Source organism: Pseudoalteromonas citrea (assembly GCF_000238375.3).
GTDB lineage: Bacteria > Pseudomonadota > Gammaproteobacteria > Enterobacterales > Alteromonadaceae > Pseudoalteromonas > Pseudoalteromonas citrea.
In genome coordinates, this window is the sequence record NZ_AHBZ03000023.1 from 340,404 (window position 1) to 365,433 (window position 25,030).

Consider the following 25,030-nt stretch of genomic DNA (forward strand, 5'->3'; position numbering starts at 1 on the left):
GGAATATATGATGTTTTCGAAAAGTTTGATCGCGCAAATTCAGGCCGACGACTCTATCGGTGCAGGTAATTTTTATGAAGCAATAATGGCATTGCCTGTGGATTTGCATAAGCCGGTTCTCAGTATTGATAAAACCATCCCACTTTATGCGGGACAGCAAACACATTTTAGCTTTAATGATATTCAACAAATCGTGTATCAAGTAGCCAGTAAATATTGTGCTTTGGGTGTGTCTGAGGGGAGTTTGGTTGGTTTATATTTGGACGACGGCTTAAGTTATTTTTTGCATTATTTGGCGCTCAATCGCTTAGGTGCGATCCCAGTATGTATTAACGATAAACTGCCTGCTGATACGGTATTGGCATTTTGTAAAAGTACCAACGTCGGCGTGTTAATTCATGATGACGACAAAGAAGCAGCACTTAAAGCGTGTGCTGCTGTCGATAGTCCGTTGGTGAATGTTAATAAGCTCATGGTGCTATGTTCTCAATCCATCCCACCAGCAAAGTCGTTCAAAGATGATGATGTGGTACTACTTGCCCATACATCTGGTACAACGGGTATACCAAAAGCGGTTACATTTACCCAGCATAGTTTCTTTTTTGGTGTGAAATCCCAGTTGCACAAGCAACAGGGAACCAAGGTGCTCAGTGCACTTCCTCATTCACATAGTTCTGCTATATCCGTATTGATGTCGAGCTTATTAAGAGGCGCTGAGATTTACTTACTCAGTGATAAGCGTCCCGAGCACCTGATACATAGCATTAAACAGTATCAGCATGATCTGATCATTGCTTTTCCTAAGACCTATGTCGACTTATGCAAGCAGCCGCTGGTGGCGGAAGACTTTGCATCGGTGAACTATTGGATTGCAACTGGGGATGCCAACCATGAATCGCATATCCGCAAGCTGATCTCATTGGGCCAACATTACGTCAATGATCAGCCGCAGCCCGGGTCTGTTTTTATTGATAATTTAGGCTCGTCTGAATTTGGTTTTGCGATGTTTCGTAATATTCATAGCTTAAAGACTAATCGATTCAAGCGGTGTATTGGTAAACCTTTTTCTTGGGTTGAGGCGGCTATATTAAGCGAGAATGGGCAAATCCTGCCGGCAGGTGAAATTGGTAAGCTAGGAGTGAAGTCCGGTACGGTCACTGCTGGCTATTGGAATAATAAGCAGCAAACCGAAGAAGCGCAATTAGCAGGCTACTGGTTAACGGGTGACCTAGCTTATTACGATAGTTCAGGGTTATTCTATCATGTTGATCGAACATCAGATCCAATCAATACCTGTGATGGGACGATTTATAGTTGCCAAACCGAAGAGTTAATATTAAGCAATTTTAAAGATGTGTTTGAGTGCAGCATTTATGCAGGGCCAAGTCTCGACAATGATGCGTATAGTGTGGCGCATATCTGTGTTGAATTAATTGCAGACGCGGAACTGATCCTCGATTTTGAGCTGCTCAATAGAATTAATCATTTATTACACTCACATCATATTCCTGCGCTCTCGAGCTTAGAATTTCAAGCGTCGAATGCACATACCGGTGTAACAGGGAAGAAGCTTAAACGCCGCCTTCGTCAATTGAGGGAGGTCGCATGAATAAATCACATTTATTGCCCCCTAATTTAACCCTTTTTGGCTATCAAATATGTCCCTATGTATTGCGTGTTCGCTATATCTTATCGCTACTGGAGTTGGACCATCATTATATTGAATTAGACGTTTACGCGAGCAAACCTGCGCAGTTATTACGATATTCACCCATGGGCCGTGTACCCGCGCTCATTATTGATAATGACGCATTGTGTGATTCAACGGTTATCTCGCAGTGGTTATCTCAGGTTTATGCTGAGCATCAATTATTGCCTACCAATACATGGGCAAAGGCAAAAATGATGAATGATATGGCTGCTATCGATAGCGTGCATGACGCAATTAGCCAACTTATATCGGCAGTAGATAAGGCGGCGTTTAATGCTGCCTTAATGCGCTTTTCACACGTGTTACCTACGGTGCTCACATTATTGCGTGCGCCATGTGTTACCCCGAACTCATTATTGGATGTATGGGCCATGGTATTAGCACATTTGGTCCGCAGTGTGGATGCCGTTTTACAAGGGGTGCTCAGCGAGCGCATTCCACATATTAGAAGTTTGCCAGATATCTACCGAAGTCGAGAGAGCGCATCAGTACGTTATCAAGCGTTACTCCCAAAAGACTATTTAACACAACTGCACAGCATGATGGCACATCGCAATGCATATTGTGTACAGCCAAACAATATTGCACTCGAAGAAGAGGAATTTGCATGATTCATTACGTTCAAAATATGTCTGAAGTTATGGCGTTATCAGTACAATTACTACCACCAGAAGGGGGCCGTTTAGCTTGTATGGACTATTTGTCAGATGTGCTCCCTGGGTTACTTGCGCAATGTTGTATTGATCCAGAGAAGATTGATTTGATCTTAACGCTATCAACAAGTACCGATCATTTGGTTGAGAAAACACAGCTCCATACTCCGCGATTAGGTTACCCAGTGCAAAATTATATTATGGCGAGTAATGCGTTTGTATTGGACTTGCAAGATACCGCTTGGTCACAAGCTTTGGAAGTCGCAAATGGATATTTAACGGGCACTGATATGCAATATGTCTTAGTGATAGAAGCAAACTCCTTTCCAGTAGAGCAAGCAAATAGTCGTTTTCATGGTGCGCGCGCACTGATGGTGGCTAAGTCCTCAGAGGTGAATCAAGCATCACTTGGTATACATGAATTGGTGGATTGCTCACCGATGACATTGGCTTTCGAAGGGGAACAAAGCACATTGTCTGCCTGTAACCCACAGTTATTCAGCAAGTTAATAGCGGCATTCGAGCCATTAGTCGACGGTTTTACGAATATTAATAAGCCGGTGTTACTTGATTTACCGCCTGATTTACAGATGCAAGTTACATCTGAACTGACCTCGAAGTATCCACATATTCGTTGGTGGAATTGGGAGGCTGCCAAACGGGGAGCTGAAGATGTTACTTGGGTGAGTTATGAGCCGTTCCGTCATCGTTTAGTGACACGTGAAACATCTATACAAGGAGATATGCTATGACATGCGGCGTAACTATTCGTGCTATTGCTACACGAGTACCGACCATATCGGTTGGTAATTTTGATGAAAAGTGGTTTCCTGACATCGACAAGCAGAGCAAACTAGCTTGGCAAGAGAAGTGGGGTATTGAGCAACGTTTTTATACTGATGAGTGCAAACATAGCCCTATGACATTGGCGTGTGATGCTGCACGTGAAGCAATGGGGCTTGCTGAGGTTAATTACAATGACATTGACTTGTTGATCACCAGCTCAACAAACGCCATTCAGCGAGCTCAAAATACGGTTTGTGGGTTACCTAAAAATCTATTTTATCCTCGTATTAGCTATGCCATAAAGCGCGTATTAGGCCTTGATAACGCGATGGAGTTTGACATTCAAAATGAGTGCTCAAGCATGATGGATGCGATGCAAGTTGGTCACAATGCGATCAAAACTGGGCAGGCTAAAAAGGTATTGTTAATAGTTCAAGAGTCTACACACGAAGTGATGGATCGAACGAATGTGAATGGCATGAATTTTGGTGATGGTTACGCTGCTATTATTCTCAGCCATGATGATGACCCCGCACTCGGTATTCAATCACAAGCTTACCAAAGCTTTTCAAAAAACTATGATCTAGCGACTGTGAGTTGGGACAAGCAGGTGAATACGCCATCCCATATGAGTTTTCAAATGGCTGACTCTGGTGCAGGTGAGATGGGAAAGTTTGTTCCAAAATATCTACCTAAATTGGTAAAGCGCGCTTTGGTAAAAGCAGAGTTGAGCAATGCCGATATTGATTTTTATGTTTTCCATCAACCGGCCCGCAAGTTAATAGATGCTTGGTGTGCGCTGTTAAATGTCCCCCCAGAGAAAACACTGAAAATTATGCAACAGTATGGCTGTGCGGTATCGGCTGCCATGCCAATTGCATTTAATTTAGCACTACAACAGCACCTAATACCCGAAAACAGCAAAATTATCATTGCTAGCCCATCCGTTGGTTGGGGGTTTGGTGCCCAAGTGTGGCAGTTGGGGGCATTGCCAAAGTATGCCCCAGAGATCCACCAAAGCGTATTAGAAACAGGTAATCACAGCAAAAAGGACGTGTTATGAGCCACAGTTATATTGTTGGAACTGGCTATTACTTGCCAGAGAATAAAGTTGATAATCATGAAATTGCAAAGCGGATCAATACCTCCGATGACTTTATCCGTACTCGCATCGGTGTGAAAACCCGTTTTCATGCTCAGCCGACGCAATCATGCAGTGATCTGATGTTAGCGGCGGCAAAAATGGCGATTACACAAGCTAATGTGCAGCTTGCAGACATTGATATGTTAATTGTAAATACGTTAAGCCCAGACATTCATGACCCATCTCAAGCCTGTGTATTGGCTGATAAATTGGGCTTATCAGAAGTCACTGCTTTTGATATTCGTGCCCAATGCAGTGGCTTGTTGTATGGCATTAACATTGCCAAAAACTTTATCTTAGCAAAAGAAAGGCGATGCGTGCTGGTCGTTGCTGGAGAGCTGTTATCCAAACGTATGGATACCAGTGATGCCGGCCGTAACCTCGCAGTGATGCTCGGCGATGGCAGCGGGGCTGTTGTAATTAAAGATACCCCTGATGCTGATAGGCAATGTGGTGAGCTGGTGGATATGGCGATAAATGCTGATGGGCGACAGTGGCAGAGTTTAGTAACCCGTGTTCCTGGCACCGCACAGCGGCAATTTCATCAAGCAGATGACGGTGAAATTGGCCATAGTTTTATGCGTATGAATGGCCCCAATGTTTTTGAGCATGGGGTGTCAAAGTTTTGTGAAATTGCTCATACCATACTGATGCGAAACCAGTTGAAAGTTGCTGATATAGATAAGTTTATAGTCCACCAGCCAAATCTAAGAATGTTGGAAGAAATTCAGCATAAATTGGATATAGACCCGCAAAAAATGCCAATCAATGTTACTGAATATGGAAACATGGCGTCGGCTTCTACAGCGGTTACGCTGGCACAAAGCTGCCAGTCTGGTGTTATCGAAAAAGGGGATTGGGTACTGATCTTGTCTTATGGTGCTGGCGCGACTTGGGCTGGCGCCTTGGTGAAATTTTAGGCGCGATGATGAGTGAAAGTAACTTATGGCACCAACATATTGGTGAACACGACAATAATTTGTTTTTATTAGGCACCATTGATGTGCCCATGTATCTGATTAAAGTATCTGGTGGATGGGCTTTATTGGAAGGATCTGTGGAGCCCTTGGCTCCGCTAATTTTGCAGCAATTAAAACATATTGTTGGTGATCTAACACAGGTGAAATATTGGTTTATAACTCACTCGCACTATGATCACATTGGTACATTGGAGTTATTGTATCCGTTATTACCGTGTGTGCGGGTGTTTGCCTCAAAGCTCACACAAAGAGCATTAGGACATGAAAAAGCCAATGAGGTAACTCGTAAACTGACGCGCAGTTTGTATAAGATCATGCCGCAAGCACAGCATGCGGATAGCACATTGCAAGCAACTAAAGTGCTGTTTGCTGATATCCCGGTTGAGATATTAGAGGATGGCCAGCAAGTCGATTTTGATGAATCTCATTGTATCGTAGCCATTGCAACACCTGGTCATGCGAAATGTTTATTGAGTTTCTATGAGCCAAAATTTAAGCGTTTATATGTATCTGACTCCTTGGGCGAAATGGTATCTCCTAGTCAGTGGGAGCCGCTTATTTTTCAAGACTATCAGATGTATATCGCATCATTAAAACGGTTACAGCAGTTAGACATTGCACAACTTGTATTAGGTCATCATGGTGTTTTGTATGGTGACTTAGCTCAGCAAGCCCCGGCGCTTGCTGAGCAGGGGGTCTATCAATTTATAGATAATGCTATGCAAGTTTTTCATAAATATGATCAAGATGTAGCACAAACTGCGCAACACATATCTGAATCAAGCCGTGATTCTACGGCAGCATTTGTATCTAAAAAACTTCACTACAATGGCACGTTATTTATGCTCAAGTTGACGGGCGTTGTGCCGGATAGTGAGCTGGCTTTGTCGTAAGGAATGAATATGAAATACCAAGAAAAACCATTAATTGCTGTGATCACCGGTGCTAACAAAGGACTGGGGTTTGCAACAGCGCAGCAACTGGCTGAACAAGGCTACCGCGTAGTATTAACTGCGAGAAACGAACAGGCAGGCCAAGCCGCGGTGATGGCACTTGCAGAAAAAGGGCTAGAAGTAGACTTTTTACCCTTGGATATCAGTGAGACAGCCAGTATTGCTGCTTTTACATCCGCCATGGCTGCTCGGTATCAACGGTGTGATGTGCTTATTAACAATGCCGGGGTATTTTTTGATTGGGAAATATCAGCATCAAAAGTACAGCTTGAAGAGTTGCACTCAACGTTTCAAACCAATGTGTGGGGCACTATCAATGTGACTCAACACCTTATGCCGTTACTTAATAAGTCAGCGCAAGGAAAAATAATAAATGTGAGTAGCGATTTAGGGTCTCTAAGTTTTGCCAGCGATACGGAGAACGAATATTACTCGGTGTCTGGTGTGGCATATCGAATGTCTAAAGCTGCGTTGAATATGTATAGCATCGCCTTATCAAAAGAATTCGATGCAAGCAATATCGTGGTGAGTGTTGTGTCTCCAGGATGGTGTCAAACCGATATGGGAACTGATGCTGCGCCTCGTTCACCTGAACAAGGAGCAAAAAGTATTGTGGAAGTGGCGCAAGCGCAGTCGACTCAGTTTCACGGAAAGTTTGTGTTAGATGGCCAAATATTGGCTTGGTAATAGTGGGTAATTAAGGAAAAGATTATGAGCATGAATAAGCAAAGTACTCAGCACAGTCAGCAACGTATTGGTGAACGATTTGCCTCGTTTGTTGAAGAACACCCGATTTGGCAAAACCCTTTATTACAGGGCTGCGCTAATAATGAGCTAGAAATCGACGATTATGGGTTTGTGATCAGTCAGCACTTTTATTATTCGCGTGGCTTTACGCGTTTACTGAGTGCGTTAATGATGCAGTGTGATAATGACTACTACCGAGTTGAGCTATCTCATAACTTATGGGAAGAAGCAGGCGAGGAAGAGCAAGAGAATTGCCACTCTAATTTGCTAAGACGGATGATCACCGAGACTTTTGGCTTGGAAAACCCTGATCAAACTCAGTTTAGAGACTATACCGTTCAGTACTTTAATGAGTGCTTAAATTATTTAAAAAACTGTGATTTAGTTCGGGCCGCAGCGTTTCTTGGCTGGGGAACGGAAGGAGTTGTTCCTCGGATCTATAGTTACTTATTTAATGGGCTAGTGGCTAAAGGAGTACCTGAAGAAGAGTTACTGTATTTAAGTTTACATATGGAGTGTGATGATGAGCACTCAGAAGTGATTGAGGCCATTGCTTTAGATGCGTGTGGTGGTGATACCGAGTCGCACTGGTTGGCCATTGAGGAAGCCATTGATCACTCGCTTACACTGCGAGATAGGTATTTTAAAAAGCTGCATGAAGAGTTACAAAGTCAACCACTTAAAGCGCTCGTTGGTCAAGTGACTAACGCACAGCCCTATGCGGATCTCACGCAATTAAGTGGGTTGTATACACATGTAGATAGTCAGTCTGGTGTGCCACTGTATAAAAATAGTAATGACCAACGGGTTAACTTTGAGGTAACTCGTTTTAAAGTCGCCAGCGAGGTGATTGATCCGCGTTTACTGGAGATCCCCGTTGGAAAGCGCAATGAAAAACATCGACATGCCCATGAATCGATATTTTATGTTCTGTCAGGGGAAGGGATAGTACATGTTGATGATAAGGAAATTACTGTAAAAGCGGGAGATTTAGCCTATGTACCGCGATGGTATGATCATTATACTGCGAATACAGGTAACTCAGTGCTGAAAATATTGGCATTAACCGACTATGGTTTAACGCGATGTTTTGCCAGTAATACCGAGCAAAGCTATCGACAACAACCCAGTAATGTTGCAGTTTAACCCTTATCTTTATTCGTGTTTTGAAACAGCCTCGCATTGCGAGGCTTTTTTAATTTATAAACGTTTAGGTGGCTTTGCGCCTCTGAATATTATTTCGTTTTGGGCATTTAACACTACCCAGTAAGGTAAGCTTGTTATCTGATATTTCTGAAATAGTTGATTTTTTTGATCAAGTATCACAGGGTGTTTGAGTGAAAAGCGCGTTTTATAGGCACGCACATCATCCATAGAAATATAGAAAGGTTTGATAATTGTTTTGACAGGCAGTGTGGTGATGTTTACCAACTGATTGTTCGCTGCGATTTTTTGTTCACATAATGGCAGGTGTTGAAAAGGGCATAGAGCGTCACTAAAAAAGAGTACTTGGGGCGAACGCTTTTGACCAAATACATGACTGTTACCATCAATATCGGTGAGTTTTACCGATTGGTTTGCTGTTAATGGCGTAAGAATACCATCATGACTCACAGTGGCATTTTCTGTATCAGTACCTAGGTAGCTAATTCTTTTAGCTTTACCATCGAACATGAACACCTTGGAGGGCGTTTTCCATACGCCTAAAGAAAGTGCGATACGTTGATTCTTATCAATTTTCAATCCTTTAAACTGTGGGTTGCTTTTAACAAACTGCGATACCACTTGTGTGTCGATATTGATGTCGGGTTGCAAGTAAATTCGGGTAACACCTGCTTCTTTGTCAGGTATCGTGGTTGGCGTATAGTATTCATCCCAAAGATTAATAAATATGATCTCTACTGGTCCACGCTCTGGCAGGGTCATTGCGTAGGTCGGTAGGTGGAGTACCAGTGAAAAAAGGCATAGTAGGAAGTAGTGAAATCGAGTCATCATAGAATCCTTATTTAAGTGCTTCAAGTCTTTGTTTTAACTCATCAGTTAGCAGAGCGCTGCGATATACTTCGTTACCATCACTATCAAGTAATATATGTGTGGGTGTACCCGTGACTTTAAATTGCTGTACTAACTGTCCCTGTGCATCAAAAATAGTTGGGATCGTATAGTTATGCTTCTGCATGTAACGTCTGACGAGGCCTATGTTTTGGTTAAAACCAACGTTCACAGCAATAACCTGTAATTTGTCATTAGTGTCTTGATAGGTGTCTTGTAAATGCGGCATTTCCTCTATGCAGTAGCTGCACCATGTTGCCCAAAATTTTAAATAGATTGGCGCATCACCTTCTGGTAATTGTTTGCCAGTTATAGAAGTCGCAGAGAATACTGCGGTATTTGAAGGGGTCGCGTGTGCCAACGTGCTGAGACTACCGAGCACTAAAATAGCAGCGGAAAGTGTTGTGTGTGTCATGATGTTTCCTTTTAGATATAAAGAAGTTGTCCTGCCCGCAATAAGTAGTACTGACTCATCATGAGCAGTAATAAAAACATGAACCATTGAATGGTGTGTAGCCAACGGCCAGATTTGGGGATTCTTGAAATGAAGCCGCTGAAAATACCGGCAAAAAATAGAAGTAAGCACATACCAACTGCAAATGAAAAGAGGATAGCAATACCCCAAGGTAGGTTTTGTTGCTCAGCGACGAAAAGTAAAATGGCCGCTAATATTGGTGAGCTGCAAGGTGCAGCAACGAAGCCACTAGCTATACCCATTAGTAAAGCGGAATGTGAATTTTGTTTTTGCGAGAACGTATATAAAAATGCAGGCAGTGGTATCCACCCTTTCAGTACAAAGGCAAATAGTAATAGCAAATTGGCGAATACGATTTGGGTGATTGGGTGGCTGGCAATGGCACCAAAGAATTGCCCACTCAGTGCGGCTGTGGCCCCGAGTATTGCGTACACAGAGGCTAAGCCCAAACAATACAGTAATGCCCGCAGAGCGACGCTTGAAGTACTATTTTGGCTTAATGTCGCAACGGTAATGGGTAATAATGGGTAGATACACGTAGAGAGACTGGTTAATAGTCCCATAAAGAATGCCAGCAATATCCAATAGAAGCTTGGTTGGCTTTTTTGTAATAACTCAATGAACACTGATTCGGTCATGATGTTCTCTATAAATGTCAGTGTTAGCAAAATTAATTGAATTGGCACAGAACACCATCAAGAATGACTGAAATATATATAAAAAAACAAAAAGCATAAAAATCATGTGTTTATTGTATGTTTTGCCGTGCCTTTAGCACGATATAAAATATAGAAAGAATGATTGATAGAGAAGCCGCATATGTTGTTCACGAGCAGGGCACGAAAAGGTTATTCGGTGGGATTATTGGTGCTCAATATTGATTTATATAGAGGTATTTACAAGGTGTAACCTGACCAAGAAGGAGTCAGTTGTGAGAGAGTGAATGTTTGTTATGAGCACAAACAAAAACGCCCGCGATGCAGCGGGCGTTTTTTAGTACTGAGTAATTATCTTACTTTTAGACCTTTCTTTTCCATACCGCGGTAGATGATTAGCATCTGTGCGATGGTGATCAGGTTTGATACTAGCCAGTATAAAACGAGACCTGATGGGAAAGGGAAGATTAAGAAGAATATGGTAAATACCACAGGCATATACGTCATCATCTTTTGCTGCATCGGGTCTGTGACTGTCATCGGCTGCAGCTTTTGCGTTAGGAACATACTCGCACCAAATAAGATTGGTAGAACGTAGTAAGGGTCTGCTGCTGATAAGTCAGTAAGCCAGAACATGAATTCAGCGTGACGTAATTCAGTTGACTCTAAGAATACATAGAACAATGCTAAGAAAATTGGCATTTGTAGTAATAGAGGTAAACAGCCACCCATCGGGTTCACTTTCTCTTTACGGTATAACTCCATCGTAGCTTGACCAAACTTCTGACGGTCATCGCCGTAACGTTCTTTTAATGCCTGCATTTTTGGCTGTAGCATGCGCATTTTAGCCATTGACGTGTATTGTGCTTTAGTCAGCGGGTAAAGTGCAGATTTCACCAAAATAGTGATGGCGATAATAGCGAGACCCCAGTTTCCGATCAGGCCGTATAAGAACTTAAGTAATATGAACAATGGCTGAGAGATAAAAAATAACCAACCATAGTCTACAGTTAAATCTAAGTTATGATGAATGGCTTCTAAAGCATCACCGTCTTTAGGGCCCATATAATAGGTTGCAGAAATATTGGCTGTACTATTAGCTTGTACATTAACGGGTTCGCCTTTTAACCCCATAATACCTTGGCCATTGCGAACCGCAGTGTAAATGGTGTTATTTGAATCTTGCGCTGGTACCCAGGCACTTACAAAGTAGTGCTGAATAAAGGCAACATAGCCACCGAGTGTATTTTTATTTAGGTTCGCTTCAACCATGTCATCAAAGCTGTATTTTTCATAAGGCTCTTCTGCAGTACCGTATGCAGTACCAAGGTAGGTTTGATCAACCATGCTGCCTTTGGCCTGAATAGTACGCTTAACCTGAGTGTATAACTGTACTTGTACTGGATCAGCGGTTGCGTTGTTAACACTATACTCAAGGTTTACATCGTATTTGCCAGCTTTAAAGACGTATGTTTTGGTAAACTCAACGCCTTTAGCATCAACAAACGTTAAAGGCACACGCAATTCATCACCATTTAATTGGTATTGCGTATTTGAGCTTGTATATACAGGACGACCATCTTGTGAGGCATCTGGGCCGTTTAAGCCAATTAAGCCACTTTGCGAGATATATTGCTTACCTTCAAACTCACCCAGAAGTAAGTATGGGTCTTCACTGCCATGCGTTTCAGCATGCTTTAGAAGTTTGGCTTCAACAATATCACCACCTTTGGTATCAATTTGTACAGCTAAAACGTCAGTCGTTACTGTGATCACCGAACGGATCGCTTTAGTGGCAGCCATTGGCACATCGCCTTGGCTTGATACTGGTACATCATTTTGTGACGTAGCCGATGGTGTATTTTGGGTAGTTACTTGTGTTGTGGCACTGGTATCGATTTTTGGTTGGTTGTAATCATTATTCCACTCTTGGAACAATAAATACGACACAAGCAATAAACCGATAAATAAAAACGTGCGTTGTGATTCCATAACAGCTCTTATTTCTCGTGTTGATGTTTAACTTGGGTTGATTTCTCAGGTACGGGGTCATCCCCGCCTGCACTTAAAGGGTGACATTTTAATATGCGTTTGACCGCGAACCAACTCCCTTTTAGCAAACCGTGGCAATTAATTGCTTGTATGGCATAACTAGAGCAAGTTGGATTAAAACGACAGTGTGGACCTAGCATAGGACTAATAAAGTGTTGGTAACCTTTAATCAAAAGTATCAAGGTGTGCTTTGGAGCACTGAGTAATACGGTGAACCAAGGCTTAAGCACTTTAATTATCATTGCCACACTATTAATGTTCAAAAGGTGAGCTAAAGATACCCTAAATCAAGGGTTAAAGCTATGAACGGGGTGTATTATCGCGCTTTTGCGGCGTGTTTGCTTTTTTTACATTCTTTGCTGGGCGCTTTTTAAACGGTTTAGGCTTTGGCGCGCCAGGTTTACAACGTTCATTGAGTTTTCGCCACATCTTATTAAGTTGTTGCGTTAACTCTGCATTACTTTGTTCATCAACACCACTTTTAACCATTAATACAATATCAATGTTATCGAGCTTGTGTTGATTTAAACGAAAACTTTCGCGAGCAAGTCGTTTAATGCGATTACGTTGGCAAGCCAGTTTACAGCGTTTTTTAGCGACAGTAAGACCTAGACGAGGACGTCCAATATCATTTGGCTTAGCGAGAAGAGTAAAATAAGGAGTTGCTGCACGAGCAGGTTCTTGGAATATTCGAGAGTAATGCGAGGGAGTTAACAGACGTAACTCCCTGCCAAAGCTAAAGCTTTCCACTTATATTAAGCAGAAAGTACTTTACGGCCTTTAGCACGACGACGTGCTAGTACTTTACGGCCATTTACAGTTGCCATGCGAGCACGGAAACCGTGAGCACGTTTGCGTTTAAGAACGCTAGGTTGAAAAGTTCTTTTCATAACAATTCCGTCCGATCGGTTAAGTTTAAAACATCCTATGCAGGTCGCGATCCTGGCACAGGTGCCATTGCGAGCGCGAGATAGTAATGCCCATAGCCAAGAAAGTCAATAATAATCTCAGGCGCTGGTGGTTTTTTAACTAATACCTAATATAAGGTTACATAGGGTAATTAGTAATAGTCGCTATTATATAAAGCTGCCGCATTATAAAGGCGATCTTTCGATCACACCAGTAGATCTCGATCGATCTGATCTAATTGAAGTTTTCCACAGGCTATGGGGGGAATATGGCAAAAACCTTGGGAAAACTAAAAATGATCGTAAATTAGCAGTGAGATCTTGTCTATTTTTTGCTATGATCTAACTCTTGGATCTAAAATAAAAACGCTTTTAAAACAGGTGTTTAATATTTTTTATCAACAGGATCCTCATTTTTTGAAAAGTCAATATTGAAGTTGTGGATAAGATCCATTCATAATACTCGGCTTCCATTATTAATTTAATGATAATAAACGAAAATTTCTGGGTGAATTTACATCTTTATTGATGCCCGGGAATATTAACTGTGTACTGGAGTTCAGCGTGTATCTGTCGGTTTGGCAAAGTTGTTTATATGTGTTGCAAGATGAACTGCCATCTCAGCAATTTAGTATGTGGGTTAGACCACTACAAGCAGAAAGTACCGATGATACCTTAACGATTTATGCGCCTAACCGGTTTGTATTGGATTGGGTGAGAGAAAAGTATTTAAATCGAATTAATGAATTACTGATTGAGATTTGTGGTGATGAAGCACCAAAATTGCATTTTGATGTAGGCAGTAAACCGATTTTAGGCCAACAACCGATTGTTGATAGTCAACAAGCTCCGGCTGTAAGTGCACACTCCGCAGCAAGTACGCAGAGTGTTGCCGCGCCGATTGTTGAAAAGGTTGAGCCGGCTCCAAAGTCAGCATATCGCCCCAATATCAAAGAAAACTATACCTTTGATAATTTTGTTGAGGGTAAGTCTAACCAATTAGCGAAGGCTGCTGCGACTCAGGTGTCTGATAACCCTGGATCGGCATTTAATCCCGTTTTTATTTATGGTGGAACGGGTTTAGGTAAAACGCATTTGTTACACGCTGTTGGTAATGGCATTTTGGCGAAAAAGCCAGACGCAAAAATTGTTTATATGCATTCAGAGCGTTTTGTGCAAGATATGGTGAAAGCGTTACAAAATAATGCGATAGAAGAATTTAAACGTTACTACCGCAGTGTGGATGCGTTGATGATCGATGACATTCAATTCTTTGCAAATAAAGAACGCTCTCAAGAAGAGTTCTTTCATACCTTTAATGCATTGCTTGAAGGTAATCAGCAGATTATTTTGACATCAGATCGTTACCCTAAAGAAATTGAAGGGGTAGAAGACCGTCTTAAATCTCGCTTTGGTTGGGGCTTAACCATTGCAATTGAGCCGCCTGAATTGGAAACGCGCGTAGCGATTTTAATGAAGAAGGCACAGCAAAGTAATATTAATTTGCCCCATGAAGTGGCATTTTTTATTGCGAAAAAATTGCGCTCGAATGTACGTGAGTTAGAAGGGGCATTAAACCGGGTTATTGCTAACGCAAATTTCACTGGCCGTCCGATCTCTATCGATTTCGTAAAAGAAGCACTGCGTGATTTATTGGCATTGCAAGATAAATTAGTCACGATAGATAATATTCAGCGTACTGTTGCAGAATATTATCGTATCCGTGTGTCTGATTTATTATCAAAGCGCCGTAGCCGTTCCGTAGCTCGTCCGCGCCAAGTTGCGATGGCGTTGTCAAAAGAACTTACCAATCATAGCTTGCCGGAGATTGGTGATGCATTTGGTGGCCGAGATCATACAACTGTGTTGCATGCATGTCGTAAAGTGAAGGCACTTCGTGATGAATCACACGAAGTAAAAGAAGATTATCAAAATTTGATCAGAACATTGTCGTCTTAAGGGCTCGTTTTTATTATGCAAATAACCATTTCAAGAGAGCAGTTTTTAAAACCGTTAACACAGGTTTCCGGTGCGATTGAGCGCAAACATACTCTACCTATTTTATCTAATGTATTACTCGAAATTAAAGACGGTACGTTAGCGATGACAGGAACCGATTTGGAAATTGAGTTGGTCGCAGCTATACAATTGGAAGGGTCTGTGAGTGACGCTAAAATTACGCTGCCAGCAAAGAAACTATTAGATATTTGTAAAAGTTTGCCAGATGGGTCTGATATAAAGTTAGCGAGCCAAGAGCACCAATTATTACTGACAAGCGGTAAAAGTCGCTTTTCTTTGACGACGCTGGCAGCAGAAGACTTTCCTAATCTAGAGCAGTGGGATGGTGAGGTTGAATTTCAGCTAACTCGTTTAGAGTTACGTAAGCTGCTTGAAAGCACGCATTTTTCAATGGCGAATCAAGATGTACGCTATTATTTAAACGGCATGTCGTTCGAAGTGGATAACAGTGAAATTAAAACTGTGGCCACAGATGGACACAGGCTGGCGATTGCGCAGAAGAAATTATCTGAATCTGTTGATATGCAGCGTCAGCTTATTATTCCACGCAAGGGCGTACAGGAAATAATGCGTTTATTACCTGCAGATGACGAGCTGCTAAGTATTCAATTTGGCGCAAATCATGTTCGTATCATCGATACCGAGTTTACTTTTACCAGTAAACTGGTTGATGGACGTTTTCCCGATTATAGACGCGTACTGCCACGTGGTGGTGATAAATTAGTTACCGCTAACCGAGAGTGGTTACGCAGCGCTTTTCAGCGAGTGTCTATTTTATCTAATGAGAAGTTTCGTGGTGTACGGTTAAATCTATCTAGTGGATTATTAAAGATCAGTGCCAATAACCCAGAGCAAGAACAAGCCGAAGAAGTGGTTGAAGTGGGCTATGAAGGGGACGATTTAGAAATCGGCTTTAATGTGTCATATGTACTGGATGTGCTGAACACACTAAAAACAGAAGACGTGCAGTTTACTTTAGCTGACTCTAATAGCAGTGCGTTAATTGAAGGTGCTGGTGATGATGAAGCGATGTATGTTGTGATGCCAATGCGTTTATAAAATGAGTTTGACCCATATAAGCCTCGGTGATTTTCGCAACATCGAGGCGATTTCTTTAGAACCCAGTCCCGACATAAATGTCATCATTGGCGCTAATGGCAGTGGTAAAACAAGCCTGTTAGAAGCCATATATTTTCTTTCCCACGGTAAGTCTTTTCGTACTAATAAGCATAAATTGTTGATCCGCCATGAACAGACTCGGTGTGCAGTGCATGCTAAAAAACAGCACCTTAGCTTGTCTATACCAGTTGGAATCGGTAAAGACACGTCAGGAGAGACCTCTTTACGGATCCAAGGGCAGTCTAGTCGAAAGGTCTCTGAACTTGCTCAGTTGATCCCAGTTCAAGTGATCACACCAGAAAGCTATGATTTGTTTTTTGGCGGTCCTAAAGAGCGCAGAAAGTTTATGGATTTAGGAGTGTTCCACGTGGAACATGAATTTTTTCAAGAGTGGAAAGATTTCAACAAAGTACTCAAACAGCGTAATGCGCTGTTAAAGTTAAGGCCTAATAACTATGCCGAACAAATTCAATATTGGGACAAAGAGTTTGTTCGATTAGCAGAGAAAATAAATAAACACCGAGAAGAGTATATAAGTAGGTTTAACGCCCATTTTTTTGATAAAATAGTTAGTCAAATACCCGTATTCTCAGGGCTTGAATTGCGCTATGATGAAGGGTGGAAAGAAAGCCTCGCTGATACGCTGAAACAACAGTTTCAGCGTGATACAAAGCTTGGCTATACAAGTAAAGGGCCGCATAAAGCTGACTTCAGTTTTTATATTCATGGCCATAGTGTTGAAAGTATTCTATCTCGGGGTCAATTAAAACTCCTTCTGTATGCATTGAAAATTGCGCAGAATAGTTTGATTGAATCTGAAACCGATAAGCAGTCGATACTGCTTATCGACGACTTACCTTCAGAGTTAGGTGAAGAAACAATGCAGCATGTGTCTGCATTATTGTCGCAGTGTCAGTCTCAACTGTTTATTACTGCAATTACCGCTGAAAGTATTTCTGCTGTCGTGGAACCGATGAAACGTGAACTACGAATGTTCCACGTGAAACATGGCAGCTTAATAACAAAATAATTGGAAGAAACCATGTCTGAAAATTACGATTCATCCAGTATTAAAGTACTGAAAGGATTGGACGCAGTACGAAAGCGTCCTGGAATGTATATAGGGGATACAGATGATGGCACCGGTCTGCATCATATGGTATTCGAAGTTGTTGATAACTCAATTGATGAAGCGTTAGCTGGTCATTGTGATGATATCTTTGTAACTATTCACCTTGATGGCTCTGTATCAGTACGCGATAACGGTCGTGGTATTCCAACCTCTATTCATGAAGAAGAAGGCGTATCTGCAGCCGAAGTTATCATGACGGTATTGCATGCCGGCGGTAAGTTTGATGATAATTCATATAAAGTATCGGGTGGCTTACACGGTGTAGGTGTTTCTGTTGTAAACGCACTTTCTGAAAAACTACAATTAACAATACGCCGTGAAGGCAAAGTGCATCAGCAAACCTATTCAATGGGTGTACCAGATGCACCACTGGCTGCAGTTGGTGAGTCTGAAACAACGGGAACTGAATTACGTTTTTGGCCAAGTTCAGAAACTTTCACTGATATTAATTTTCACTTTGATATTCTTGCTAAACGCTTACGTGAGCTTTCATTCCTAAACTCAGGGGTTAGCATCATCTTAAGTGATGAGCGTGAAGATAATAAACGTGACCACTTTAAATATGACGGTGGTATTCAAGCGTTTGTCGAATACTTAAACCGTAAAAAAACACCTGTTCATCAGAGTGTTTTTCACTTCACAAGTGAACGTGAAGATGGCACAAGTGTTGAAGTGTCAATGCAGTGGAATGATGGTTTCCAAGAGAATATCTATTGTTTCACCAACAATATTCCACAGCGTGATGGCGGTACTCACTTAGCCGGTTTCCGTTCTGCGTTAACGCGTACGTTAAACACATATATGGAAAAAGAAGGCTTTAACAAAAAAGCCAAAACCAATAGCAATGCGACTGGCGATGATGCGCGTGAAGGCCTTACTGCAGTTGTCAGTGTTAAAGTACCAGATCCAAAGTTCTCTTCTCAAACTAAAGATAAGTTGGTTTCAAGTGAAGTGAAGACGGCAGTTGAGCAAGCCATGGGTGAAAAGCTAAGTGAATTCTTACTTGAAAATCCAGGTGATGCCAAGATTGTTGTAAGTAAAATTATTGATGCCGCGCGTGCTCGAGAAGCTGCACGTAAAGCCCGTGAAATGACACGTCGTAAAGGGGTGATGGATTTAGCTGGTTTACCAGGTAAATTAGCGGATTGCCAAGAACGTGATCCTGCACTATCTGAACTATATATAGTGGAGGGTGACTCAGCAGGCGGATCGGCAAAGCAAGGCCGTAACCGTAAAAACCAAGCAATCTTGCCGCTTAAAGGTAAGATCTTGAATGTTGAAAAAGCGCGCTTTGATAAAATGCTATCTTCACAAGAAGTCGCAACACTGATCACCGCACTGGGTTGTGGTATTGGTCGTGATGAATATAACCCTGAAAAACTGCGTTATCACCGTATCATCATCATGACCGATGCGGACGTGGATGGGTCTCACATTCGTACTTTATTACTGACATTCTTCTATCGTCAAATGCCAGAAATCATTGAACGTGGTTATGTGTATATTGCACAGCCGCCGTTATATAAAGTGAAAAAAGGTAAGCAAGAGCAATACATCAAAGATGATGCAGCTCTTACTGTCTACCTTACTGCACTAGCATTGAATGGTGCTGCGCTTTACCCAACTGCTGGTGCAACCGCAATTGAAGGCGAAGCGTTAGCCGATATGGTAAGTGACTATCAAAGTACGGTTAAAATCATAGAACGCTTAAACCGTAAGTTCCCAGCGTCTGTAACGAATCGCTTGATTTATCAGCCTGAGATCACGGAAGCAGAGTTAGCTGACCAAACTAAAGTAACTCAGTGGACAGAGTCATTCATTGCAGATCTTGTGGCACGTGATGAAGATGCGACTATATTTGAAGCCGATGTTAAGTTTGATGAAGAGCGCAGCTTATATTACCCCGTTATTAAGATCCGTCAGCATGGGGTAGACAAAGCCTATACACTCGATCATAGCTTTATTACTTCTAAAGACTATGTCCGTATTGCCAAAACAGGTAAGGGCATTGCAAACTTAATGGGTGACGGTGGCTACATTCAACGCGGTGAAAAAACCTTTGAAGTCGGTAGTTTTGTCGAGGGTCTAGATTGGTTGATCAATGAATCTAAACGTGGCTTGTATACACAACGTTATAAAGGATTGGGTGAGATGAACCCTAACCAGTTGTGGGAAACAACCATGGATCCAGGTGCTCGTCGTATGCTACGAGTTACCATTGAAGATGCGATTGCTGCTGACCAATTATTCGCAACACTCATGGGTGACCAAGTTGAACCGCGTCGTGAGTTTATTGAGACAAACGCACTGCGTGTAGTCAACTTAGATGTATAAATCTAAGTCATAAATAATTTAAAAAAAGGAGGGTTTTCCCTCCTTTTTTTGTGTCTAACGCTTAAAACCACGCTGCGCTCGCGGTATACTGAGCATAATTTTCACACATTTGAAACCCTTCACTGATGTAAGCCAAAACAGTGCAATACGGGTTTAGTCATGAACTAAATATATAATTAAGCCAACTATGCAAAAATACGACGTTAAAACCTTTCAAGGTTTGATCCTGGCTTTACAGGATTACTGGGCACAGCAAGGCTGTATCATTGCTCAGCCTTTGGATATGGAAGTAGGTGCGGGAACGTTTCATCCGCTTACATTTTTAAAATCGATTGGCCCTGAGCCAATGTCGAGTGCGTACGTACAGCCATGTCGTCGCCCAACGGATGGTCGCTATGGCGAAAACCCAAATCGACTACAGCACTACTACCAATTCCAAGTTGTGTTAAAGCCGTCACCTGAAAATATCCAAGAGCTATATCTAGGATCATTAGAAGCAGTGGGTATCGATACACTAACCCATGAAGTACGCTTTGTTGAAGATAACTGGGAGTCTCCAACGCTTGGTGCTTGGGGATTAGGCTGGGAAATTTGGCTTAATGGTATGGAAGTGACTCAGTTCACTTACTTCCAGCAAGTTGGTGGTATTGAATGTGCACCTGTAACGGGTGAAATCACTTATGGTCTAGAACGTTTAGCCATGTATATACAAGGTGTAGACAGTATCTACGACCTAGTATGGACAGATGGTCCTATGGGTAAAGTCACCTATGGTGATGTATTCCATCAGAATGAAGTCGAGCAATCTAAGTACAACTTCGAACATGCAGATGTGGATGCGTTGTTTGCGCAATTCGACCATTGTGAAAAAGAAAGCCAGAAGTTGATTGAAGCAAGTTTACCACTACCTGCTTATGAGCAAGTAATGAAAGCATCACATGCTTTTAATTTATTAGATGCGCGCCATGCGATCTCGGTGACTGAACGTCAACGTTATATTTTACGTGTACGTGCTTTGTCTAAAGCCTGTGCACAAGCATATTATGATGCACGTGAAGCCCTTGGTTTCCCGCTTTGTAAGGATTAAGCAATGTCGACTGAAAACTTATTAGTAGAAATTGGTACTGAAGAGTTACCACCAAAAGCATTGCGTAAGCTTGCACAAGCTTTTGCAGACAACATGTCTGCAGAGTTAACGTCATTAGAGTTAGGCTTTCAATCAGTAAATTGGTACGCATCACCACGTCGCTTGGGTGTACAAGTTTCGGCATTAGAAATACAACAACAAGATAAAGTCGTTGAGAAACGAGGTCCTGCTACTAAGGCTGCATTTGACGCAGAAGGCAATCCAACGAAAGCAGCCCAGGGTTGGGCGCGAGGGTGTGGTATTGACGTCAGTGAAGCAGAAACATTAGAAACAGATAAAGGTGCATGGTTATTACATCGTGCGACCGTATCCGGAAAGCAATCTGTTGAACTATTGGCTGATGTAATTGCGAAGGCATTAGCGAAACTTCCTATTCCCAAGCCAATGCGCTGGGGTGCGAATAAAACACAATTTATTCGCCCAGTACATACCGTGGCTGCATTACTTGGTAGCACTCAAGTGACAGGTGAAGTGCTTGGTAAATCTATTAGCAATGAACTACAAGGTCACCGTTTCCATCATCCAGCACGCGTTACTATTAAGCATGCGGATGACGCCTTTGAAGTATTAAAAGGTGCCTACGTTATTGCAGATTATGATAAGCGTAAAAATTTAATTCGTGAGCAAATTGCAGCGGCAGCGAACGCCGTCAATGCACAAGTTGCGATGGATGAAGATTTACTGGATGAAGTCACTTCATTGGTTGAATGGCCGGTGACGCTAACGGCATCATTTGAAGAAGCCTTTTTGGATGTACCATCAGAAGCTCTGATCTACACCATGAAAGACGATCAAAAATACTTTCCGTTGTTAGACCAAGACGGCAACTTAATAAACAAGTTCTTGTTTGTGTCTAACATTGAAAGTAAAGATCCAAATGTGGTCATTGCAGGCAATGAGAAAGTAGTTCGCCCTCGCTTAGCGGATGCGCAGTTCTTCTTTGAAACAGACAAGAAGAAAACACTTGAAAGCAGGTTAACGTCTTTAGAGTCAGTATTATTTCAAAAGCAGCTTGGTACGTTAAAAGATAAATCTGAGCGTATTGCGGCATTGGCAGGTTATATTGCTGAGCAAGTCGGTGCGGATAAGGCATTGGCAGAGCGCGCTGGCCTGTTGAGTAAAACAGATTTAATGACTGAAATGGTCATGGAGTTTACGGATGTACAGGGTGTAATGGGAATGCATTACGCACGTATTGATGGGGAAGCAGAAGACGTTGCATTGGCGCAGAACGAGCAGTACATGCCGCGCTTTGCGGGGGACGACTTACCATCAAATCCAATTAGCTATGCGGTGGCACTGGCTGATAAGTTCGATACACTTGTGGGTATCTTTGGTATTGGCCAAGCACCAAAAGGTGACAAAGACCCATTTGCACTGCGTCGTGCTGCTATTGGTGCATTGCGCATCATGGTCGAAAAAGAGTTAACGTTAGATATTAACGACATTGTAGCGAAAGCAAAAACATTGTTTGGTGACAAGCTAAGCAACGATCAAGTTGCTGACGATGTACTTGAATTTATGCTCGGTCGTTTCCGTGCATGGTATCAAGATGAAGGCATTAGTGTTGATGTAATTCAAGCTGTATTGGTACGCAAGCCAACCGCACCGATTGATTTTGATCGACGTGTGAAAGCGGTTAGTCACTTTAGAACACTCGCTGAGGCAGACGCGTTAGCAGCAGCTAACAAGCGTGTGAATAATATTTTGGCGAAAAATAATGTTACCAGTGATGCGCAAGTTAATGAGGCATTGTTAGCTGAACCTGCGGAGCAAGTTTTAGCCCAGCAAGTGAGTGCGTTAACTGCCGAGCTAGCGCCGGTGTACGCGGCGGGTGATTATCAGCAAGCGCTAAGTCGTCTTGCAAGCCTACGTGAAGCCGTAGACAGCTTCTTTGATAATGTCATGGTAATGGCTGATGATGAAGCGGTTAAAAATAATCGTTTAGCATTATTAAGCCAGTTGAGTCGATTATTCTTAAATACCGCAGATATCTCGGTGTTACAAAAGTAAGTACTTAGTTACGTTAAAAGCCAGCCCAGAGCTGGCTTTTTTATTACTATGTAGACTATTGATATGGTTACTCATGACGAAAAATAAATATAGGGGAGTTGTATAATGAAAAAGCTCAGTGCAGTTGTATTGGCACTGTTATTATCGGCTTGCTCCAGTCAGGTACATGTTACAGACACACAGCAAACGACGACCACAGTAGCCAAAGAGCTAAATCGACCAATGTATTTACGAGGTGATTTTACCTTGTGGGATGCCGAGTCACACTATAGGCTAAAAGCCTCTACGCCGGGAGTGTACTCTGTTAAAGCAAAGTTTATGACACCGGGAAAGGTGTATGAATTTAAACTCGCGGATGAAGCATGGTCTAAAGGATTTAACTGCGGATATAAAGTGCAGGGGGTATTACAATTAAACCAACCTGAACTAGCCGATTGCGATACGGTTTACAATTATTTTAGCTTTATGCCAAAACAAAAAGGCTGGTATAAAATTACGCTCGACTATTCTGATAGCCGATCACCGAAGGTCATGGTGACCAAGGACTAGGTTTTAAACGCCTTTCTTTACTAGGTATTTATAGGGGGCTTCGGCAGTTTCTTGGGCGATTAAGGTATGATCCATAAACGCACAAAAGCTGGGAATATCTCGGGTCGTTGATGGGTCATCAGCAACAATTAATAGTGTTTCACCGGTATTCATTTTTCTGACCATGCCGCGGATCATCATCACAGGTTCAGGGCAACGTAAGCCAATTGCATCTAACGTGTGGTCTGGGTTTGAGAATGGCATGGGTTAACTCGCTTAGCTGATGCGGAATAATTGTGTCGGCTATTTTAACCAGTGTGTTTAGACAAATAAACCACCCCTGAGAAAAAGCTGAAAATAAATGGATTTAGCATTACATCAGCACGAAAAAAGGCAAAGCGATGTGTTCACTTTGCCTTTGTCACCAAGTTGAAAGGGTCTGTCGGTATTGTCTACTCGACTCGCTCAAATACGGTTGCAATGCCTTGGCCTAAACCAATACACATTGTGGCTAAACCATACTTAGCGTTTTTGTCTTCCATAATATGAATTAGGGAAGTACTAATGCGTGAACCAGAACAGCCAAGTGGGTGACCTAAGGCAATGGCGCCGCCATTAAGGTTTACTTTTTCGTCTGCGACGTCTAATAGACCTAAGTCTTTTAATACCGGTAACGATTGCGCAGCAAATGCTTCGTTTAATTCGGCTACGTCAATATCGTCAATGCTTATTCCAGCCTGCTTTAGCGCCTTTTTACTCGCAGGGACAGGACCATAACCCATGATGGATGGATCACATCCAGCCACCGCCATTGACTTTATCCGTGCGCGAATAGGCAAACCAAGTTCTTTGGCTTTTTCTTCGCTCATTACCAACATGGCGGAAGCTCCATCTGACAAGGCAGATGAAGTACCCGCTGTCACAGTGCCTGAGGCTGGATTGAAAACAGGACGTAATTGACTCAAACCTTCTACGGTTGTTTCAGGGCGAATCACTTCATCATGCTCGACAAGGACTGGCACGCCGTCATCATCGTGACCTTGCATCGGTAAAATTTCACGGCTAAAACGGCCTTCAACCGTCGCTGCATGCGCGCGCTGGTGTGAGCGATATGCAAAGTTATCTTGCTGTTCACGGCTGATACCATGCAGTGTCGCTAGGTATTCTGCGGTGAGACCCATGACACCAGAGGCTTGGGCAATTGATGTTGATAATCCGGCATGAAAGTCGACGCCATGCGTCATAGGAACATGACCCATGTGCTCAACGCCACCAATAAGGTAGGTATCACCAGCACCGGTCATAATTGCCCTTGCAGCATCATGCAAAGCTTGCATTGAAGAACCACACAAACGGTTTACGGTAACAGCCGGTACTGAATGGGGAATACCAGCCAGTAGCGCTGCGTTACGAGCAACATTAAAGCCTTGCTCTAATGTTTGTTGTACACAGCCCCAGTAAATATCATCAATAGATGCAGGATCTACAGCCGGGTTACGTTCAAGTAAGCCCTTCATTAAATGTGCACTTAAATCTTCAGCACGACGATGTTTAAATACGCCATTTTTAGATCGACCCATCGGGGTACGCAGACAATCGACGATTACAGCTTGTTGCATTG

At 42.4% G+C, this 25,030-nt stretch carries 24 protein-coding genes; 15 read left to right on the forward strand and 9 right to left on the reverse strand.

From position 1 onward, the window contains the following. The first annotated feature begins 7 nt into the window (after window positions 1-7). Genes PCIT_RS17400 through PCIT_RS17435 form a run of 8 tightly spaced genes read left to right on the forward strand, consistent with a single transcriptional unit; the run spans window position 8 to window position 8,120 of the window. A complete protein-coding gene (locus PCIT_RS17400; RefSeq protein WP_084622707.1) occupies window positions 8-1,609 on the forward strand; it encodes a class I adenylate-forming enzyme family protein in 1,602 nt (533 codons plus the stop codon). After that, complete coding sequence (locus PCIT_RS17405) at window positions 1,606-2,322, forward strand: glutathione S-transferase family protein (RefSeq protein WP_010366239.1); 717 nt, start codon at window positions 1,606-1,608, stop codon at window positions 2,320-2,322. Before PCIT_RS17400 ends, PCIT_RS17405 begins: the two co-directional genes overlap by 4 nt. After that, window positions 2,319-3,116 carry a beta-ketoacyl-[acyl-carrier-protein] synthase family protein gene (locus PCIT_RS17410; RefSeq protein ID WP_010366241.1) on the forward strand — a complete coding sequence of 266 codons (798 nt, stop codon included), beginning with the start codon at window positions 2,319-2,321 and terminating at the stop codon, window positions 3,114-3,116. The genes PCIT_RS17405 and PCIT_RS17410 overlap by 4 nt, the downstream gene beginning before the upstream one ends. Further along, entirely contained in the window at window positions 3,113-4,213 is a 1,101-nt protein-coding gene (locus PCIT_RS17415) for a 3-oxoacyl-ACP synthase III family protein (RefSeq protein WP_010366243.1), read from the forward strand. Before PCIT_RS17410 ends, PCIT_RS17415 begins: the two co-directional genes overlap by 4 nt. Beyond that, window positions 4,210-5,214: a 3-oxoacyl-ACP synthase III family protein gene (locus PCIT_RS17420; RefSeq protein WP_010366244.1), complete on the forward strand. Its 1,005-nt coding sequence runs from the start codon at window positions 4,210-4,212 to the stop codon at window positions 5,212-5,214. The genes PCIT_RS17415 and PCIT_RS17420 overlap by 4 nt, the downstream gene beginning before the upstream one ends. Before the next feature lie 8 nt (window positions 5,215-5,222). Further along, complete coding sequence (locus PCIT_RS17425) at window positions 5,223-6,167, forward strand: MBL fold metallo-hydrolase (RefSeq protein ID WP_010366247.1); 945 nt, start codon at window positions 5,223-5,225, stop codon at window positions 6,165-6,167. 9 nt (window positions 6,168-6,176) lie between these two features. After that, window positions 6,177-6,914 (forward strand): SDR family oxidoreductase, encoded by a 738-nt coding sequence (locus tag PCIT_RS17430; RefSeq protein ID WP_010366249.1) that lies wholly within the window; start codon window positions 6,177-6,179, stop codon window positions 6,912-6,914. 24 nt (window positions 6,915-6,938) lie between these two features. Then, complete coding sequence (locus tag PCIT_RS17435) at window positions 6,939-8,120, forward strand: cupin domain-containing protein (RefSeq protein WP_010366251.1); 1,182 nt, start codon at window positions 6,939-6,941, stop codon at window positions 8,118-8,120. Window positions 8,121-8,174: 54 nt separating this feature from the next. On the opposite strand, the gene PCIT_RS17440 is transcribed toward PCIT_RS17435, so the two are convergent. The 7 genes from PCIT_RS17440 to rpmH all read right to left on the reverse strand — a co-directional run bounded on the left by PCIT_RS17440 (window position 8,175) and on the right by rpmH (window position 13,099). After that, a complete protein-coding gene (locus PCIT_RS17440; protein WP_157592910.1) occupies window positions 8,175-8,969 on the reverse strand; it encodes a thioredoxin domain-containing protein in 795 nt (264 codons plus the stop codon). A gap of 7 nt (window positions 8,970-8,976) precedes the next feature. Continuing rightward, window positions 8,977-9,441 carry a TlpA family protein disulfide reductase gene (locus tag PCIT_RS17445; protein WP_010366255.1) on the reverse strand — a complete coding sequence of 155 codons (465 nt, stop codon included), beginning with the start codon at window positions 9,439-9,441 and terminating at the stop codon, window positions 8,977-8,979. Between the two features lie 11 nt (window positions 9,442-9,452). Beyond that, the gene (locus PCIT_RS17450) at window positions 9,453-10,139 is read right to left on the reverse strand and encodes a cytochrome c biogenesis protein CcdA (protein WP_010366257.1); all 687 of its coding nucleotides are present in this window, start codon (window positions 10,137-10,139) and stop codon (window positions 9,453-9,455) included. A gap of 369 nt (window positions 10,140-10,508) precedes the next feature. After that, a complete protein-coding gene (gene yidC, locus PCIT_RS17455; RefSeq protein WP_010366259.1) occupies window positions 10,509-12,149 on the reverse strand; it encodes a membrane protein insertase YidC in 1,641 nt (546 codons plus the stop codon). 8 nt (window positions 12,150-12,157) lie between these two features. Then, a complete protein-coding gene (yidD, locus tag PCIT_RS17460; protein ID WP_040698368.1) occupies window positions 12,158-12,445 on the reverse strand; it encodes a membrane protein insertion efficiency factor YidD in 288 nt (95 codons plus the stop codon). 64 nt (window positions 12,446-12,509) lie between these two features. Beyond that, a complete protein-coding gene (rnpA, locus tag PCIT_RS17465) occupies window positions 12,510-12,959 on the reverse strand; it encodes a ribonuclease P protein component (RefSeq protein WP_010366262.1) in 450 nt (149 codons plus the stop codon). A 5-nt stretch (window positions 12,960-12,964) separates the two neighbouring features. After that, window positions 12,965-13,099: a 50S ribosomal protein L34 gene (gene rpmH, locus PCIT_RS17470; protein ID WP_004335215.1), complete on the reverse strand. Its 135-nt coding sequence runs from the start codon at window positions 13,097-13,099 to the stop codon at window positions 12,965-12,967. Between the two features lie 582 nt (window positions 13,100-13,681). Between rpmH and dnaA the strand changes: the two genes are divergently transcribed. From dnaA to PCIT_RS17505, 7 genes are all read left to right on the forward strand, one after another. After that, a complete protein-coding gene (dnaA, locus tag PCIT_RS17475) occupies window positions 13,682-15,076 on the forward strand; it encodes a chromosomal replication initiator protein DnaA (protein ID WP_010366276.1) in 1,395 nt (464 codons plus the stop codon). A 15-nt stretch (window positions 15,077-15,091) separates the two neighbouring features. Continuing rightward, window positions 15,092-16,195, forward strand: coding sequence for a DNA polymerase III subunit beta (gene dnaN, locus PCIT_RS17480; RefSeq protein WP_010366277.1), 1,104 nt, complete (start codon window positions 15,092-15,094; stop codon window positions 16,193-16,195). 1 nt (window position 16,196) lies between these two features. Beyond that, window positions 16,197-17,285, forward strand: a complete 1,089-nt coding sequence (gene recF, locus PCIT_RS17485) for a DNA replication/repair protein RecF (RefSeq protein ID WP_010366278.1) — start codon at window positions 16,197-16,199, stop codon at window positions 17,283-17,285. A 12-nt stretch (window positions 17,286-17,297) separates the two neighbouring features. Next, window positions 17,298-19,721, forward strand: a complete 2,424-nt coding sequence (gene gyrB, locus PCIT_RS17490; protein WP_010366279.1) for a DNA topoisomerase (ATP-hydrolyzing) subunit B — start codon at window positions 17,298-17,300, stop codon at window positions 19,719-19,721. A 187-nt stretch (window positions 19,722-19,908) separates the two neighbouring features. Further along, the gene (gene glyQ / locus PCIT_RS17495) at window positions 19,909-20,808 is read left to right on the forward strand and encodes a glycine--tRNA ligase subunit alpha (protein ID WP_010366281.1); all 900 of its coding nucleotides are present in this window, start codon (window positions 19,909-19,911) and stop codon (window positions 20,806-20,808) included. A gap of 3 nt (window positions 20,809-20,811) precedes the next feature. Next, entirely contained in the window at window positions 20,812-22,881 is a 2,070-nt protein-coding gene (gene glyS, locus PCIT_RS17500; protein ID WP_010366282.1) for a glycine--tRNA ligase subunit beta, read from the forward strand. A gap of 105 nt (window positions 22,882-22,986) precedes the next feature. Beyond that, entirely contained in the window at window positions 22,987-23,430 is a 444-nt protein-coding gene (locus PCIT_RS17505; protein ID WP_010366285.1) for an early set domain-containing protein, read from the forward strand. Between the two features lie 3 nt (window positions 23,431-23,433). Here the strand turns inward: PCIT_RS17505 and tusA are convergent, their stop codons facing one another. Both tusA and fadA read right to left on the reverse strand, forming a co-directional pair. Then, on the reverse strand, window positions 23,434-23,673 hold the full coding sequence (tusA, locus tag PCIT_RS17510; RefSeq protein ID WP_010366287.1) for a sulfurtransferase TusA: 240 nt from the start codon (window positions 23,671-23,673) through the stop codon (window positions 23,434-23,436). Window positions 23,674-23,861: 188 nt separating this feature from the next. Further along, on the reverse strand, window positions 23,862-25,028 hold the full coding sequence (gene fadA, locus PCIT_RS17515) for an acetyl-CoA C-acyltransferase FadA (RefSeq protein WP_010366289.1): 1,167 nt from the start codon (window positions 25,026-25,028) through the stop codon (window positions 23,862-23,864). Between the last annotated feature and the right edge of the window lie 2 nt (window positions 25,029-25,030).